The sequence below is a fragment of the Brevundimonas sp. FV1ye28 genome, from assembly GCF_058681135.1.
Window position 1 is genome coordinate 856,721 of sequence record NZ_CM178731.1, and the last position, 15,940, is coordinate 872,660.

The following is a 15,940-nucleotide window of genomic DNA, read 5'->3' on the forward strand; positions in this document are numbered from 1 at the left end:
GACCTAGAACTTCACCGACGGCGGGGCGGCGGTCATCGCGGCGCGATCGGCCGCGTCCACCTGGAAGAATGGCTTTTCGGTTCCGAAGCCGAACAGGCCGGCGAACAGCACGGTCGGAAACTGAGCTCGCACCGCGTTGAACTCGGCCACGGCGTTGTTGAAGAAGCGCCTGGCGGCCGCCAGCTTGTTCTCGATGTCCGACAGCTCGCGCTGCAGCTCCAGGAAGTTGGTGTTGGCCTTCAGGTCCGGATAGGCCTCGGCCACGGCGAACAGCTTACCCAGGGCCCCGGTCAGCATGTTGTCGGCCGTCACCTTGTCATCGACGGTCGTGGCCCCGGCGGCGGCGGCCCGCGCCTGGGTCACGGCGTTCAGGGTCGCCTGCTCGTGGGTCGCATAGCCCTTCACCGTCTCGACCAGGTTCGGGATCAGGTCGTTCCGCTGCTTCAGCTGGACGTCGATGTCGGCGAACGACTGGTCCGCCTTCTGATCCAGCGCGACCAGCCTGTTGTAGCTGCCCATGACCACGAAGATCAGGATGACGACGATAACGCCGATGACGATGAGAGTGATCATTGCGATGGGTCCCCTGCGGTGACGCCGATTATCGCGCGAAGGGCGAACGCCGGATAGTGAAATCGGCGACAGCCGAACGCCGTCGCCGCTCTCACCGTCAGCGCGCCGAAGTGACCGTCTCCGCCGATCTCGCCTGCGCCAGGACTCGGCCTTCGCCATACGTCCCGCTCAATCGACCTGTCCGCGCCCAATCCAGGATCGCCTGATAGTAGCCGGGCGCGTAGCCGAGCGAGGTGCGCCGGCCGTCCGCGCCGGTGTCATATCGGACGATGCCGTGGTCGGTGTGCGGATACTCCAGCAGGGTGATCGGTCGTCCCTGGCCGGACAGGTCGATCAACCGCCGGCGTGTCGCCTCGGGCGGGGCCCCGGTGTCGTCCTCCGCCTGGATCCACAGCATGGGCGTCTCCAGGCGGCTCAGCACGGGCAGCGGATCGTAATCCCATGACGGTCCCTTATCGAGCTGCGGCGCCATGGCCGTGATCTGCTCGTCCGGCGCGTTCAGCAGCAGGCCGGTGAACTCACCGCGGATGTCGGCGAACCACGGTTCGGCGCCGTACCGGGCGCGAACGGCATGCAGTCCATCGAAGCCGATCGCGCCTTTCGAGGCGACGAAGGCGCCGGTCACATCGGTGATCTCGCGCGCCCGGTCCAGCACGTCGGGCCCCCACCCCTTAGCTGTGAGGTCCTGCATCACCTGATCGCTATCCTCGGACAGCACGCCATAGGCCAGGCCGAAACCGACGATGACGAAATCGACGGGCGTCAGGCTGGCGGCCAGGGGCGCGATCCAGCCGCCCTGGCTTGCGCCGTGCAGACCCACGCGACCCGCTCGCGCGCCCGCCATCCGCCGCGCCACCACCACGGCCGCCGCCGCATCGTCGGCCAGGATGTGGAAGTCCTGGGTATAGCGGCCCTCCGATCCGCCGGACCCACGCTTGGCGTAGACGAAGACGCCGACACCCGAGGCCGGCGCGAACCGCTGAAACGCGTTGAAGTCGAGCGCATTGGCGCCTTCGGAGCCGTGCACCTCGACCATCACGGGCACGGGGCCGTCGCCCGGCGGCAGGATCAGCCGGCCGTTCAAGCGCGTACCGCCGTGGCCGATAAAGGTCGTCTCCTGCGTATCCAGCGCGACCTTGGCGCCCGCCTGACCGTCAAAGGCGATCCGGCCCTCGTCACACGACCCGAGTTGAGGTTGCGGGCCCTCGACGCGGCTCGTCCAGCCCAGGGTGCTGACCCAATGCCCTTCCGCGTCCAGGACCATCTTCGAGCTCGACCCGTCGAGCAGACGCCACCGCAGCCCGCGATCGACCAGCGGGGCGACATCGACCCAGCGGCCGTCGCCGAGACGATACAGTCCGACGTGACAGGCCACGGCGGGATCGCCGCGCGCATCGACGTCGGCGCCCGGCATCTGGGCCGAGGCTGGACAGGCAGTGATGGAGGCGGCGACAGCCAGGGCTGCGAGAAGGCGAGAGTGCGACACATCTATTCCGATCGACGGTGGGGCGGCGCCGACGCGGGACGGACGCGTCGTGGCCGGTTTCGACGAACGCCATTGCCGCCCCGCCAGCGGCTCGCTAGGCCCTGCTTCGTGAACGGCGCCGGGGCTGCGCGAACGGGACGAGATGGATCACAAGACGGGAAGACTCATCGAGACGACGACCGCCCGGCGCTGGGCGATCGACGTCGCGATCCTGGTCGCGATCGGTCTGCTCATGGGGTTTCTGGGGCCGTTCGATTCGGAGCGCGCACCCGTCTTGGGGCGATATCTCTACTGGGTGATCTGCATCGTGGGGGTCGGTCTGATCGGCATCGGCGCGGATACGGTACTGAGCCGATCCATGCCGCTGATGTGGCGGCGGGTCACGGCGGTTTCGGTGATCACGACCCCACCCGGCACTCTGCTGGTCCTGACGACCCAGCATCTGCTCGTCGGCCAGCCGTTCACCTGGCCCGACTATATCGACCTGCTCTGGCAGGTCTGGCCGATATTGGCGTCGGTCATGGTCGTCCGGGCCCTGGTCTGGCGACGCGCCCCCGCCCGGATCGAGACGCGCACCATCATCGCTCCGCCGCTGCCTGAGGCCGAGGCCGAGTTCCGTCGACGTCTTTCGGCCAAACGACGCGGCGCGCGGCTGATCGCCATCGAGGCTCACGACCACTACCTGAAGGTCCACACGGACGCCGGGGAGGAGCTGGTCAGCCTCCGTTTCGCCGACGCCCTCGATGAACTGGCGCGCGCCCACGGTTGGCGGGTTCATCGCTCCTGGTGGGTCGCGGCCGAGGCGGTCGAGGGCGTGCGCTGGTGGCGCGGCGGAGGTGAACTACGCCTTGTCGGCGGCCTCACGGCTCCGGTCAGCCGGACCTATCGGCCCATGCTGAAAGAAGCAGGCTGGTTCTAGCGGCTCCCCAACCCGCTCCGGCAGGCCCGCGTCGGTGACGCCTCGTTCTTTTGTTCTTGCTTTGTTCCCTGCCGAGACTTAGCCTCCTCCTCATGTCTCCCGCTCCCCAGCCGAAGAAAGGACGCGGCGCCCGCACCAACGCTTCCGGTCGGTTCGAACCCGTCGTGCACGAGGATTTCGACGACGGCTGGACGGCTGAGGATCAGACGCCGGCTCCGCTCCGGACCACCCTGACGCCCGAACACGCCCGCAAGATCATCACCACCAACACCAGTCCAGACATCGGCTTCGACCGCTCGATCAATCCCTACAAAGGCTGCGAACATGGCTGCATCTACTGCTACGCCCGTCCATCCCATGCCTACATGGGCCTATCCCCGGGCCTGGATTTCGAGAGCCGGCTCTTCTTCAAGCCAGAAGGGCCACGTCTCCTGGAACAGGAGCTCGCGGCCCGCAAATACGTCTGCAAACGTATCCACATAGGCGGCAATACCGATCCGTATCAGCCGGTCGAGCGCACGCAGAAGATCACGCGCGGCCTTCTCGAAGTGCTCCAGCGTTTCAACCAGCCCTTCTCCATCATCACCAAGTCGAATCTGATCACCCGCGATGTGGATATCCTGGGCCCGATGGGCCGCGACGGTCTGGCCAGCGCCTTCGTCTCGATCACGACGCTGGACCGCGACCTCGCCCGCACCATGGAGCCGCGCGCCGCGACGCCCGCCCGTCGTCTCGATGCGGTGAAGCGTCTGGCCGATGCGGGCGTGCCCGTCGGCATCGGTTTCGCCCCCGTCATCCCCGGGCTCAACGACCATGAGCTGGAGGCCGTGCTCGAGGCGGGCGCCAAGGCCGGGGCGACCACGGCCATGTACGTCACCCTGCGCCTGCCGCTCGAGATCAAGGACCTATTCAAGGAGTGGCTGGCCGAGGCCCGCCCCGACCGCGCCGCCCGCGTCATGTCCCTGGTGCGCCAGACGCGCGGCGGCAAGGACTACGACGCCGACTGGTCCCAGCGCATGAAGGGCACCGGTCCCGTCGCCGACCTGATCTCCGCGAGGTTCAAGGCGGCGGTCAAACGTTACGGCCTCGACGGGCCGAGGCACGATCTCGACGTGACAAAGTTCAGGGTTCCGGCGGATGCGCGGGCGCAGTTGGATCTATTCGGGTAGAGGCGCATCGCGCTTCCCTTTCTTTTCGTCATCCTCCGGCAAGGCGCGTCTTCGCGACGCAGACCGGGGGACGCAGCGGCGCCGAAGGCGATCTCTTCAAGAACGATGTCGGAAGCAGGTGTAGGCGGGGCAGGTTCGCGCTCTCGCGCGCCGCTGCGTCCCCCGGTCTCGCTGCGCTCGCCGGAGGATGACGGAAGATGGGGCTGCAGCCGGGCCGTGCAACACAGCGCCGAAATGGACTCTCAGCTAGCAGGGCTTAAGCAGCAGCTCAGGAAGCGCTCACAAACATCTGCCTAAAAAGACTTTCTTAGAATTAGACTCTGTGGACTCGGTTTTTCGGAGTCCAATCTCCAGATGGACCCGACTCACCCGCACCGGCACCCTGACTGGATGCCCGATTCCCTTCCGCCCCGAGCCTGACTGCCATGCCCGGCTTCTACGAGTTCTTCGCCGGCGGCGGTATGGTCCGAGCGGGCCTCGGTCCCGGCTGGGCCTGCCTGTTCGCCAACGACTTCGACGCCCGCAAGGGTCTGACCTATCAGGCCAACTGGGGCACGGGCGGTGAGCTGACCGTCGGCGACATCCGGGCCCTCGGTGCCTCCGCCCTCCCCGGCCATGCCGACCTCGTCTGGGGCAGTTTTCCCTGTCAGGATCTGTCTCTCGCCGGCCACGGCGCGGGCCTGGCCGGAGAGCGCTCCGGGACCTTCTACGCCTTCTGGGACCTCGTTCGCGGCCTCGCCGCCGAGGGCCGCGCGCCCCGCCTTGTCGCCGTGGAAAACGTCTGCGGCGCCCTGACTTCGCGCGGCGGCGCCGACTTCGAAGCCATGGCCCGCACCTTCGCCGATGCCGGCTACCGCTTCGGGGTCCTTGTCATCAACGCCGATCGGTTCGTGCCCCAGTCCCGCCCCCGCCTGTTCGTCGTCGGTCTCAATGCCGATGCCGAGCTTCCCGCAGGCCTCACCTCGCCCGAGCCCCTCCTTCCCTTTCACACCCCGGCCGTGATCCGCGCCGTCGACCGCCTGCCCGACGACCTGCGCGCCAAGGCTCTGTGGTGGAACCTGCCCGCGCCGACCCACCGCACTCAGGTTTTCGCAGACCTGATCGAGGACCAGCCCGACAGCGTCGCCTGGCACACGCCCGCCGAGACCGACCGCCTCCTGTCGATGATGTCCCCGCTCAACCGCGCCAAGGTCGAGGCCGCACAGCGTGCCGGTCGCCGGATGGTCGGCGGCGTCTACCGCCGCACCCGCACCGACCCAGCCGGCCAGAAGGCCCAGCGCGCCGAGGTCCGTTTCGACGACGTCGCGGGCTGCCTGCGCACGCCCTCGGGAGGCTCCAGCCGCCAGACCATCCTGGTCGTCGACGGCCCCCGCATTCGCTCCCGCCTTATCTCGGCTCGCGAGACCGCCCGCCTAATGGGCCTTCCGGACAGCTACATCCTGCCGCGCGGCTATTCGAACGCTTATCACCTGACCGGCGACGGCGTCGTCGTCCCCGTCGCCCGCCACCTGGCCCGATACCTGTTCGAGCCGCTCGTGGGCTCAGCGACCGCCGCCCGCGTCGCGGCTTAGCGCCGGAACACGCCCACGAGCTCGACGTGGGCGGACCACAGGAACTGGTCCACCGGCGTGACCGTCTCCAGCCGGAAGCCGGCGTCGATCAGCACCCGCGCATCCCGCGCGAAGGTCTGCGGATTACACGACACCCCCACCACGACCGAGGCCTTCGTGTCCTTGATCTGGGCCGTCTGATCGATGGCTCCGGCCCGGGGCGGATCGAACACGATCGCCTCGCAGCCCTTGAGGTCGTAGGGCGACAGCGGCCGCCGGAACAGGTCGCGCGCCTCCGCCGTGATCTGCTTCATCCCCCTGGCCGAGCCGATCCCCTGTTTCAGCGCCGCAATCCCCGCCGCCGAGGCGTCCGCCGCGATCACGCTCGCCACCGTCGCCAACGGGAAGGTGAAGGTCCCAGTCCCGCAGAACAGGTCCGCCACCTTCCTGGCCCCCTTCACCGCCGCCACCGCCCGCTGCACCATCGCTGCCTCCGCCTCGGGCACCGCCTGCAGGAAGCCGCCCGCAGGCAGAGGCACGGTCGCCGGCCCGAACATCACTCGAGGCTGACGCGCCATCATCAGGGTCTCGCCGGCCATGCTGAGCCGGGCGATATCCGCCTCCCGCGCCGCCCGGATCGCCTGCATCTGCCGGTCCGCCGACAGCCCGCCGGACTTCCGCTCGACGCCGGTCACATCCACGTCCAGCCCGTCCAGCGTCCAGGTTACATGCAGGGTCGGCGCCGACTTGGGATGCTCCAGAAACGCCGCCGCCACCCTGGCCAGGGCCGGAAACGCCGCGACCAGCCGGGGATCCGCCACCGGACAGCTCGACACCTCCACCAGCCGCCAGGATTTCCGCGCCTTGAACCCCAGCACGACCCGGCCGTCCTCCAGCCGCCGCGCATGCAGGGCCAGACGTCGGCGTGTGCCCGGCGGCACAGCCACCGTCGCCTCGACCTCGGTCTCGATCCGCTCGCGCGCCAAGGTCGACACCACCAGATCCCGCTTCCAGTCCAGATAGGGGCCGCTCGCCCAGTGCTGCAGCGAACAACCGCCGCAATCGCCATACTGGGGCGACACCGGCGCGATCCGGTCCGGACTGGCGTCGAGGATCTCGGGCATCTCCATCCGCCCGTCGACGACCTCGCCCCGCACGGTCTCTCCCGGCAGGGTCAGGGGCGCGAACACGGGCCCGGCGGGCGTCTGGGCCACGCCGTCTCCCTGGCCGGCCACATGGGCGATCGTCAGCGTCATGGTCATCGGCGGCTTCTAGGGCCTGATCCGGAAAAGTGTGAGCGGTTTTCCGATCAGATCAGGCCCAATCAAAAGCGTTCGGTGCCATTCCGAAACCTGAACGAAGATGAACGCCCCGCTCAAAACGCGTTCAGGTTGGAAGGCCCATACATCGTCCCAACAAGACGCCGGACCACCCCGGCGCCGAACAGGGGTTCTCTCAAATGACCGCCTTCGTGAAGTCCGCCATCGCCGCCGCCACCCTGGCCGCCGCTGCGACCCTCGTCCCCGCCGCCGCCTCGGCTCAGTCCTATGGCTACGGCAACGGCTACAACCAGAGCCAGGGCTACAGCCAGCCCTACGGATACAACGACCGCTATCAGGACCGTTGCCAGACCTACAGCCAGGGCCGGACCGGAGCGGGTGCCCTGATCGGCGGTGGCATCGGCGCGGTCGCCGGCTCCCAGATCGCCGCTCGCGGCAACCGGACCGAAGGCTCGATCATCGGCGGAGTGCTCGGCGCTCTCGTGGGCTCCCAGGTCGGTCGCGCCTCGAACGACAACTGCCGCTCGGACACTCGCTATACGCAGGGACAGACCTACTACAGCTCGAACGATCGCTATGACGATCGAGCCTATTCGTCGAACCGCTACGACGACCGTGGCTACCGCGACGACTATCGCCGCGACGACCGTCGAAACGACAGCCGCTACGACAACGGCTACCAGGTCAGCCCCGACGGCCACTACTATTTCGATCCCCGCCGCGGCTGGTTGCCGCGCTGAGATCAACCGGATCGCGGCCCTGATTAGTTTTCAGCCCCCCTGTCGATCGGGGTCGTGACGGAGCCGCCGGTGGAGCAATCCGCCGGCGGTTTTCTATGTTGGAAGGGTCGCTACCGCTCGGCTCGCGGAACCTCGCTGCTTCAGCGACTGGCTAGTGGGAAGGACGCGCCCAGAGCAGGAATTCGATATTGCCGTCGCCGCCCGTGATGGGGCTTTCAGCGGTGGCCTGCACCGACCACCCCACGCTCTCCAGCCATTCGGAGACGCGCCGCACGGCCTCGGCGTGAGCTTTCGGATCCTTGACGATGCCCTTCTTGCCGGCGTCCGTGGGTCCCTCGCCTTCGAACTGAGGTTTGATCAGGGCGAGCAGGTCGGTGTCTTCGCCTGCCAAGGCCAGGGCCGCCGGAAGCACCTTGGCCAGGCCGATGAACGAGGCGTCGCAGACGATCAGGCCGGGCGTCTCCGGGATCAGATCGGCATCCAGCGTCCGGGCGTCAGTCTTTTCAAGGTTCACGACCCGCGGATCCGCCGAAATCTTCGGATGCATCTGCCCCTGACCCACGTCGACGGCGAAGACCTTCGCCGCGCCGCGCGACAGACAGACCTCGGTGAAGCCGCCGGTCGAAGCGCCCACGTCCAGCACGACCTTCCCCTCGACCGTCACGGGCCACAGGGTCAGGGCGTGATCCAGCTTCAGGGCCGCGCGACCGACCCAGCCGTGCGGCTCGACCACGCTCACGACGGCGTCCTCGCTGACGCCCTGGGACGCCGCGCGGGCGGGCTGGCCGTCGACGGTGACGCCGCCGGCCTCGATCGCCGCCTTGGCCCGCGACCGGCTTTCGACCAGACCTTGCTGGACCATCAGGTGGTCCAGCCGCATACGGGGTCCGAAGTCAGCCAAGGTCGGCCAGCCTGACCAGCGCCGCTTCCAGCCGCGCCTTGCCCGCCTCGGCCTCCGCCAGCTTGGCGCGCTGCTCGTCGATCACGGCCGGAGCCGCGCGTTCGACGAAGTTGGGGTTCCCCAGCTTCTTCATCACATGGCCGACGTCGCTCTCGAAGGCGGCGATTTCCTTGGTCAGGCGCGCCCTTTCGGCGGTCAGGTCGATGATCCCCGCCAGCGACAGGGCCGCCGCCGATCCGCCGGACACGAAGGTCACAGCCCCGGCCGGAGCCGCATCGGAGGTCGCCACATCCGACACCCGGGCCAGCGTCAGGATCACGTCGCGATGGCGCGTCGCCCGGTCCGATGTCGCCGCATCCGGCGCCACGAAGGTCAGCGGCGGCTTGGCGCCCGGCGGCACGTTCATCTCGGCGCGCAGGCCGCGCACCTCGCCGACCAGATCGACCAGCCAGCCGATCTCGGCCTCGGCCTCCGCATCGATGAAGGCGTCCGGCAGCACGGGCCACGCGGCGCCGATCAGCGTCGGCTCGATCCGGGCTGCGCCCTCCTTGCCGAGCTCGGCCCACAGTTCCTCGGTGATGAAAGGCATGACCGGGTGCAGCAGCTTCAGCGTCTGGTCCAGGGTCCAGGCTGTCATCGCCCGCGTCTCGGCCTTGGCGGCTTCGTCGGCGCCGTTGAACACCGGCTTGGCCAGCTCCAGGTACCAGTCGCAGAAGACGTTCCAGACGAACTTGTACAGCGCCGAGGCGGCGTCGTCGAAACGCCCGCCCTCGATGGCTTCCGACACGGCCCGCTCGGTCTTGGTCAACTCGCCGCGAACCCAGCGGTTGATCGTCTGTTCGACGCTCGCCGGATCAAAGCCCTCCACACGCCGCGCCTCGTTCATCTCGGAGAAGCGCGCCGCGTTCCACAGTTTGGTGCCGAAGTTCCGGTATCCCTCGATCCGCTGCTTCGACAGCTTGATGTCGCGCGTGCCCGACAGGATGGCCATGGTGAAGCGCAGGGGATCGGCGCCCAGCTCGTCGATGATCACCAGGGGATCAATGACGTTCCCCTTGGACTTGCTCATCTTCTGGCCCTTCTCGTCGCGGACCAGGCCATTGATGATGACCCGTTTGAACGGGACCTCATCCATGAAGTGCAGGCCCATCATCATCATCCGGGCGACCCAGAAGAAGATGATGTCCGCCGCCGTGACCAGGTCGCTGGTCGGATAGAACCGCTCCAGATCCTCCGTCTTCTCCGGCCATCCCATGGTCGAGAACGGCCACAGGGCCGAGGAGAACCAGGTGTCGAGGACGTCCTCGTCCTGGGTCAGAGCCTTGCCTCCCGCCTGAGCGACGGCTTCGGCTTCCGTTTCGGCGACGTAGATATTGCCGTCGGCGTCGTACCAGGCCGGGATGCGGTGCCCCCACCAGAGCTGGCGCGAAATGCACCAGGGCTCGATGTTCCGCAGCCACTCGAAATAGATCTTCTCGTACGACTTCGGTTCGAACACCATGTCGCCGGTCTCGACGGCCTTTAGCGCCGGCTGAGCCAGGGTGTGGGCGTCGACGTACCACTGATCCGTCAGCCACGGCTCGATGACCACGCCGGAGCGGTCGCCGTGAGGCACGACGTGGCGGGTCTTCTCGATCTCACGCAGCCAGCCGGCCTCTTCCGCCAGGGCCACGATGGCCTTGCGGGCGGCGAACCGGTCCATGCCGTCGTATTCGGCCGGGATGTCGGGCGTGTCGGCCGTCGTGATCCGGGCGAAGGCGTCCAGCACGTTCAGCGCCTCGAGCCCCGCCCGCTTTCCGACTTGGAAGTCGTTGAAGTCGTGCGCCGGCGTGATCTTGACCGCGCCCGAACCCTTTGTCGGATCGGCATAGTCGTCGGCGACGATCGGGATACGGCGGCCCGTGATCGGCAGGATCACCGACTTGCCGACCAACCCCTTGTAGCGCTCGTCGTCCGGATGCACGGCCACGCCGGTGTCGCCCAGCATGGTCTCCGGCCGGGTCGTCGCCACGACGATGAAGTCGCGCGTCTCGAACTCCGTGGCCACACCCTCGTCGTCGAAGGCGACCGGGTATTCGAACGTGACGCCGTCGGCCAGCGGATAGGCGAAATGCCAGTAGGCGCCCTCGACCTCGCGCTGCTCGACCTCGAGGTCCGAGATGGCCGTCTGGAACTGCGGATCCCAGTTCACCAGGCGCTTGTCGCGATAGATCAGTCCGTCCTTGTGCAGTTGGACGAAGACCTTGCGGACGGCGGCGTTCAGACCCTCGTCCAGGGTGAACCGCTCGCGCGACCAGTCGCAGGACGCGCCCAGACGGCGCAGCTGTTGGACGATGGTCCCGCCGCTCTCGGCCTTCCACTCCCAGATCTTCTCGACGAAGGCCTCGCGGCCCATCTCGCGGCGACCGACATTGCCCGCGGCCGCCAGCTGGCGCTCGACCACCATCTGGGTGGCGATACCGGCATGGTCCGTGCCCGGCAGCCACAGCACCGACTTGCCGCGCATCCGGTGATAGCGGGCCAGGATGTCCTGCAGGGTGTTGTTCAGCGCATGGCCGATGTGCAGCGACCCCGTCACGTTCGGCGGCGGAATGACGATCGAATAGGCCTCGGCCGCGCCATCCGTCTTGGGCGCGAAAGCGCCGGACGCCTCCCACTGGGCATAGATCCGGTCTTCGGCGGCCTTGGGATCGAAAGTCTTCTCAAGCATGGGAGGGTCTCGGAAACAGAAAGGGGCGGCCCATCGGAGCCGCCCCTGTTGGTCATAGTCGCCGGTGGCGAGCGGGGCTAGCCCGCGCTGCGGGAGATGCGTTCGACTTCCTTCTTTACCGCCGCCTCGACGATGCCGGGCAGGTTGGCGTCGAGCCAGTCTTTCAGCATCGGACGCAGCAGGCTGCGGGCCAGATCGTCGATGGTCGGGCCGACGCCGCCGGTCGGGACCGGCTCGGGCTGGCGGAAGGCGGCTGTCAGGCCTGCGAAGGCTGAGGCCGAGGCAGCCGCAGCCGTCTCACCGACGATCGCATCCTCGACGACGGGCGCCGGCGCAGCGGGCTCCGGCTCGGCGAAGGCGGTCGGAAAGGGGTCGGGCTCCGGGTCTGCGGGGGCGGTGACGTCGAGGTCGCCGATGGTCTGGGCGGCCGGGGCCTCGTAGCGATCGGTCAGGTCGAGGATTTCTTCTTCTTCCTCCTCCTGCGGGGCGGGCTCGGGTTCCTGCATCGACGGCGTCGCATCCATCAGAGCGGGCGACGGTTCCGGCGCGGGTTCGGGCTCAGGCTCGGGGGCCGGCGCAGGCGCAGGCGCAGCCTCGGCCACCGGGGCGTCATCTTCGGAGATGATCCGGCGAATGGACGCCAGGATCTCTTCCATCGTCGGTTCTTGGGCGGTGGTGTCGGTCATGATCGGGCCTTCGAAGAACCTGCACCGGCCCTGTTAAGCCTGTGCGTGACGAACAAAGTGGATTGGGGCCGACGGTTCGCCCTGCCCCACTTCATTTCGTCGCATCAACGCCCGTGGGAATCAACGGGCGTTTTTCGCGTGTCGGGCTAAAGCGCCATGTGCGCCCGTCGGACCTTACTGGCCCGACGGCGCCGTGCGCACGATCTCGCCGTCCAGCTGGGTGTCGATCGGCGCGTTCTCGGTCTCGTTGGCCGGGATGATCGGCGGCGCGACGACACGGTCCAGCGTCTCGATCAGACCGTCCCACGGCAAACCGCCACGATTGCGCACGCGCTCGGCGTTTGCCGCCGCATCGTAAACCTCGATACCGGGAACCAGGGCCTCGCCGTTGAGCCGCCCCATGGACGTCAGAAGCGACGCCTGGGCGACGTAGAGATTGCGCTTGGCGACCGCCAGATTGATCTCGGCATTACGCAGTTCCAGCTCGCCGTTCAGCACGTCGAGGGTGGTCCGCAGACCCACCTGCTGCTCCTGACGCACACCCTCGGCGGCGACGCGCGCGGCGCTGACACCGGCCACGCCCGCATCCAGTTGCGAGCGATTCGACACCACCTGGGCAAAGGCGCTCGACACGCCCTGAAGGACGGAGCGCTTCTGGCGATCGATCTCGATCTTGGCGGCATTGGCCTGTTCCAACGCCTGGGCGACGCGCGAGCTGTTCAGGCCGCCGGTGAACAGCGGCACCGACAGGCTGACGCCGGCCTGGAAGGCGTCCGTCCGGTTCGACAGATCGAAACCGTCGAGAGCCGTCGTAGAGCCATAGGACCCGGTAAGGCCCACGGACGGCAGATAGGCGGATCGGGCCTGGGCATGCTGGGCTTCCGCCTGACGCAGGGCGTACTCGGCCGCAAGCAGGCTCGGGTTCTCGGCCAACCCGGCGTCCAGAGCCGCGTCGAAATCGGCGGGCACGCCCGGCAGGACCGGAGGTTCTTCGAGGTTGGTCGGCGCCTGACCGATCACCGCAGCATAGGTCGCGCGCGAGACTGAAAGTTGGGCCTGAGCGCCGGCCAGGTCGGCTTCCGACTGCGCCAGACGCGCCTCGGACTGGGAAACGTCTGTCCGGGTGATCTCGCCGACCTCGAAACGGGCATTCGATTCGTCGAGTTGACGGCGCAGCACGCCAAGGTTCGCCTCGCGGATCCGCAGGATTTCAACGTCGCGCTGAACATCCACATAGGCCTGGATCACCGCGCCCAGGACCTGCTGCTCGGTGCTGCGCAGGGTTTCGCGACCACTCAGGACCGCGGCCTCTGCCGCGTCGATTCCGCGTGCCAGACGACCGCCGGAATATAGGGTCTGCTCGACGCTGATGCTGGCTCCGACCGAGTCCGTTTCGGAGATGTTTTCTGAAGCCGGGATGTCGGGGATGCCGTCGCCAGTGACATCAATGCCGGCCGTATCGGGCCCGTCGGTCCGCCTATAGGAGGCCGACCCACCCGCCGAAAGCGTCGGCCGCAGCCCGGCGCGCGCCTGCGGCACAGCTTCGTCGAGCGCGCGCTGCTGGGCCCGCTGCGCCTGCAGCGTGGGATTGGTGCGGTAGGCCAGGGCAATGGCTTCCTGCAGCGTCTCCGCCCAGGCCGGTGCGGCCAGACCCGCCGTGACGGCGATCAAGGCGACGGAAGCGAGCGCGCGCGAACGTTTGAACATGAGTGTATCCCGATGAGCGTCGCGAACGGCGCCAGTATCCTATGCAGGCCTAGTGCGTGACCGGCCACAGCTACGCCAGTTAAGTTTTTTTCACGCGACCGCCAGTGAACTCCGTCGCGATCGCGGCAATCAGAGGGCGAATACGGCTGCCGGCGTCATTTCAGCCAGCACCGGCGGGGCGGCGTCGAACAACTCGCGACGCGACACGCCCTCGCGACCTTTTACGTAGAGCACCGCCCGGCCGTTCGGGCCGGGCCGCTCGACCACGGCCAGACGACCACCGACGCGCAGCGCCGCCAGCCAGGCCGCCGGGCGCACCGACACGGCGCCTTCAGAGACGATCATGTCCCAGTCACTTCCCGCAGGCTGGGTCAGCGGCGCGGCGACCACATCAACGCCGGCATCCGCCAGCGCGGGCCCGACGACGTCCAGCACCGCCTGCTCGGCTTCCTGGGCGGTCACCGAGACCTTCATCGCGGCCAGGACCGCAGCCGCATAGGGAGCGGCGATGGCCAGCGCCCTCTCGCCTTCGCGCGCGTCCAGCGCCTGAATCAGTTTGGAGACTTCGCGGGCCTGCATCAGGCGGCGACCGGCGGCGATCTCGACCTCGACCTCGCCATAGGCGGCGAAGGCCTGGTCCGGGGCGCAGAAGCGCTCACGCGGCACGGCCACCAGGGCGGCCTGAAGGGTGCGGTCGGTGACGTCGTTCACCCGAACCTGGGAGTCCACCATGACCTTGCGAGCGGCGGCGTAATCCATGTGTCGCGAAATCCCTGAAGCCTGTCGGCCGAAGCGGCCGAAAATCTGGCGCGCTTATAGGTCCGTGCGTCGCATGCGACAATCCGCGTTGCAGCGGTTGAGACGATCTGATAGCGAACGCCCCTCGCGATCTGAGGGCCTTTCAAAAAGCCCTATGGCCTGATGGCGGAGTGGTGACGCAGAGGACTGCAAATCCTTGCACCCGGGTTCGATTCCCGGTCAGGCCTCCATCGCGATCTCGTTGAGATCTCGGATGGTTTCTCAGATCGGCGCGGTCATCCAGCCGATCGCGCCGGCACCGCCGACAGCCGCCGCGACCACGCCGATCGCCACGGCGATCCGCACATTGCGGCTCATGAATCCAAGAATACCAGCCATATCATCCTCCCCAGGACCTCCATAGCGTCACGAAAACCGCCGTTCATCAAGGTGCACGATACGTTAACGCGCTGAAATCACGCGGCTGTCAGCGAATCGACACACCGGTGACCTGGTAGAGGGCCAGCGCGCTCGTCACCGCGACGTTGAGAGAGTCGAATCCCCCCGCCATGGGAATCCCGACCGTTCTCAGTCGCGACATAACCTCGGATGGCAGCCCCGGCCCTTCGGATCCGACCAGCACGGCCTTTCGTCCCCCAGCTGTCAGCGCGCTCAAGGGCTCTATCGCGCCGGGCGACAGGGCGACGACCTCGAATCGTTCGGCCTGCAGCGCCACGATCATGGCCTCGAGCGAAGTCGACTGGGCGCTCGGCGTCCTCAGCACGGCTCCGACCGAGACTCGGATGGCCTTGCGATAGAAGGGATCGCAGCACCGCTCGTCCCTCAGCACCGCCGCCGCTCCGAACGCTGCGGCGTTCCGGAACAGCCCTCCCATATTGTCGTGATTGCCGATCCCGGCGCAGGCGAGGACCACACAGTCCTCCGGCAGTCCCGCCAGCAGGTCCTCGACGCTCGGCGCGACGGGCTTCTCGCCCAGGGCCAGAAGGCCGCGATGCAGGGGAAAGCCGGCGATCGCATCCATGACCGCCTGCGACGCCGCATAGACAGGCGTGTCCGCCCCCGCCGCCGCGATCAAGGGCTGCTGAGCCTCCACACGATTCGCCGCGATCAGCAGCGAACGCGCCCGACAGAGCGATTCTGCCGCCAGAAGGGTGCGGATAACCACCTCGCCCTCCGCGACGAACAGGCCTTCACGCCCCGTCAGGTCGCGTTCGCGAATGTCGCGAAACGCCGCCACGCGGGCATCTTCGGGGTCATCGATAAACTGAACGCTGTTGGCTGACATTTCCCGTTGCACAATCAAGAAGGCCGCTGCTATAGGCCCGCCTCCCGAGCAGCTGTTCCGCGGTAGCTCAGTGGTAGAGCAGCCGACTGTTAATCGGCTGGTCGTAGGTTCGAATCCTACCCGCGGAGCCACTCGGCGCTTTAGCCCGAAAATAGAGAAGCGCCATCGCCTTTCG

Annotated in this window: 13 protein-coding genes and 2 tRNA genes; 6 read left to right on the forward strand and 9 right to left on the reverse strand. The window is 67.6% G+C overall.

What is annotated here, in order from left to right:
- Positions 1 to 3: 3 nt before the first annotated feature.
- Both ACW171_RS04380 and ACW171_RS04385 read right to left on the reverse strand, forming a co-directional pair.
- Positions 4 to 573, reverse strand: a complete 570-nt coding sequence (locus tag ACW171_RS04380; protein WP_492095880.1) for a LemA family protein — start codon at positions 571 to 573, stop codon at positions 4 to 6.
- Positions 574 to 670: 97 nt separating this feature from the next.
- A complete protein-coding gene (locus tag ACW171_RS04385; RefSeq protein ID WP_492095881.1) occupies positions 671 to 2,059 on the reverse strand; it encodes an alpha/beta hydrolase family protein in 1,389 nt (462 codons plus the stop codon).
- A 142-nt stretch (positions 2,060 to 2,201) separates the two neighbouring features.
- Here ACW171_RS04385 and ACW171_RS04390 point away from each other — a divergent pair, with 142 nt between their 5' ends.
- From ACW171_RS04390 to ACW171_RS04400, 3 genes are all read left to right on the forward strand, one after another.
- The gene (locus ACW171_RS04390) at positions 2,202 to 2,978 is read left to right on the forward strand and encodes a LytTR family DNA-binding domain-containing protein (protein WP_492095882.1); all 777 of its coding nucleotides are present in this window, start codon (positions 2,202 to 2,204) and stop codon (positions 2,976 to 2,978) included.
- Positions 2,979 to 3,070: 92 nt separating this feature from the next.
- Entirely contained in the window at positions 3,071 to 4,147 is a 1,077-nt protein-coding gene (locus ACW171_RS04395; RefSeq protein WP_492095883.1) for a PA0069 family radical SAM protein, read from the forward strand.
- 425 nt (positions 4,148 to 4,572) lie between these two features.
- Entirely contained in the window at positions 4,573 to 5,718 is a 1,146-nt protein-coding gene (locus ACW171_RS04400; RefSeq protein ID WP_492095884.1) for a DNA cytosine methyltransferase, read from the forward strand.
- Here the strand turns inward: ACW171_RS04400 and ACW171_RS04405 are convergent.
- Positions 5,715 to 6,959: a class I SAM-dependent RNA methyltransferase gene (locus ACW171_RS04405; protein WP_492095885.1), complete on the reverse strand. Its 1,245-nt coding sequence runs from the start codon at positions 6,957 to 6,959 to the stop codon at positions 5,715 to 5,717. The two genes, ACW171_RS04400 and ACW171_RS04405, sit on opposite strands and share 4 nt — an antisense overlap.
- 197 nt (positions 6,960 to 7,156) lie before the next feature.
- Here ACW171_RS04405 and ACW171_RS04410 point away from each other — a divergent pair, with 197 nt between their 5' ends.
- Positions 7,157 to 7,717: a glycine zipper 2TM domain-containing protein gene (locus ACW171_RS04410; RefSeq protein WP_492095886.1), complete on the forward strand. Its 561-nt coding sequence runs from the start codon at positions 7,157 to 7,159 to the stop codon at positions 7,715 to 7,717.
- Between the two features lie 151 nt (positions 7,718 to 7,868).
- Here ACW171_RS04410 and ACW171_RS04415 read toward each other — a convergent pair whose 3' ends face one another.
- The 5 genes from ACW171_RS04415 to ACW171_RS04435 all read right to left on the reverse strand — a co-directional run bounded on the left by ACW171_RS04415 (position 7,869) and on the right by ACW171_RS04435 (position 14,480).
- Positions 7,869 to 8,597, reverse strand: coding sequence for a TlyA family RNA methyltransferase (locus ACW171_RS04415; protein WP_492096585.1), 729 nt, complete (start codon positions 8,595 to 8,597; stop codon positions 7,869 to 7,871).
- 13 nt (positions 8,598 to 8,610) lie between these two features.
- Positions 8,611 to 11,328, reverse strand: a complete 2,718-nt coding sequence (locus ACW171_RS04420) for a valine--tRNA ligase (RefSeq protein ID WP_492095887.1) — start codon at positions 11,326 to 11,328, stop codon at positions 8,611 to 8,613.
- Between the two features lie 77 nt (positions 11,329 to 11,405).
- Positions 11,406 to 12,014, reverse strand: coding sequence for a DUF2497 domain-containing protein (locus ACW171_RS04425; protein WP_492095888.1), 609 nt, complete (start codon positions 12,012 to 12,014; stop codon positions 11,406 to 11,408).
- A 174-nt stretch (positions 12,015 to 12,188) separates the two neighbouring features.
- Positions 12,189 to 13,721 carry a TolC family outer membrane protein gene (locus tag ACW171_RS04430; RefSeq protein WP_492095889.1) on the reverse strand — a complete coding sequence of 511 codons (1,533 nt, stop codon included), beginning with the start codon at positions 13,719 to 13,721 and terminating at the stop codon, positions 12,189 to 12,191.
- Positions 13,722 to 13,850: 129 nt separating this feature from the next.
- The gene (locus tag ACW171_RS04435) at positions 13,851 to 14,480 is read right to left on the reverse strand and encodes a protein-L-isoaspartate O-methyltransferase family protein (RefSeq protein WP_492095890.1); all 630 of its coding nucleotides are present in this window, start codon (positions 14,478 to 14,480) and stop codon (positions 13,851 to 13,853) included.
- A gap of 156 nt (positions 14,481 to 14,636) precedes the next feature.
- Between ACW171_RS04435 and ACW171_RS04440 the strand changes: the two genes are divergently transcribed.
- Positions 14,637 to 14,710: transfer RNA gene (locus ACW171_RS04440), tRNA-Cys, on the forward strand.
- A 236-nt stretch (positions 14,711 to 14,946) separates the two neighbouring features.
- On the opposite strand, the gene ACW171_RS04445 is transcribed toward ACW171_RS04440, so the two are convergent.
- Positions 14,947 to 15,765 carry a TrmH family RNA methyltransferase gene (locus ACW171_RS04445; RefSeq protein ID WP_492095891.1) on the reverse strand — a complete coding sequence of 273 codons (819 nt, stop codon included), beginning with the start codon at positions 15,763 to 15,765 and terminating at the stop codon, positions 14,947 to 14,949.
- A gap of 56 nt (positions 15,766 to 15,821) precedes the next feature.
- On the opposite strand from ACW171_RS04445, the gene ACW171_RS04450 reads away from it, so the two are divergent.
- Positions 15,822 to 15,896, forward strand: a tRNA-Asn gene (locus ACW171_RS04450).
- The last annotated feature ends 44 nt before the right edge of the window (positions 15,897 to 15,940 follow it).

Excerpts from the sequence above, each read along its gene's own strand:
- ACW171_RS04405 (WP_492095885.1), bottom strand. The coding sequence starts at position 6,959 with ATGACCATGACGCTGACGATCGCCCATGTGGCCGGCCAGGGAGACGGC.
- ACW171_RS04415 (WP_492096585.1), bottom strand. The coding sequence starts at position 8,597 with ATGCGGCTGGACCACCTGATGGTCCAGCAAGGTCTGGTCGAAAGCCGG.
- ACW171_RS04430 (WP_492095889.1), bottom strand. The coding sequence starts at position 13,721 with ATGTTCAAACGTTCGCGCGCGCTCGCTTCCGTCGCCTTGATCGCCGTC.
- ACW171_RS04425 (WP_492095888.1), bottom strand. The coding sequence starts at position 12,014 with ATGACCGACACCACCGCCCAAGAACCGACGATGGAAGAGATCCTGGCG.
- ACW171_RS04445 (WP_492095891.1), bottom strand. The coding sequence starts at position 15,765 with ATGTCAGCCAACAGCGTTCAGTTTATCGATGACCCCGAAGATGCCCGC.
- ACW171_RS04400 (WP_492095884.1), top strand. The coding sequence starts at position 4,573 with ATGCCCGGCTTCTACGAGTTCTTCGCCGGCGGCGGTATGGTCCGAGCG.
- ACW171_RS04390 (WP_492095882.1), top strand. The coding sequence starts at position 2,202 with ATGGATCACAAGACGGGAAGACTCATCGAGACGACGACCGCCCGGCGC.
- ACW171_RS04410 (WP_492095886.1), top strand. The coding sequence starts at position 7,157 with ATGACCGCCTTCGTGAAGTCCGCCATCGCCGCCGCCACCCTGGCCGCC.
- ACW171_RS04380 (WP_492095880.1), bottom strand. The coding sequence starts at position 573 with ATGATCACTCTCATCGTCATCGGCGTTATCGTCGTCATCCTGATCTTC.
- ACW171_RS04395 (WP_492095883.1), top strand. The coding sequence starts at position 3,071 with ATGTCTCCCGCTCCCCAGCCGAAGAAAGGACGCGGCGCCCGCACCAAC.
- ACW171_RS04435 (WP_492095890.1), bottom strand. The coding sequence starts at position 14,480 with ATGGATTACGCCGCCGCTCGCAAGGTCATGGTGGACTCCCAGGTTCGG.
- ACW171_RS04420 (WP_492095887.1), bottom strand. The coding sequence starts at position 11,328 with ATGCTTGAGAAGACTTTCGATCCCAAGGCCGCCGAAGACCGGATCTAT.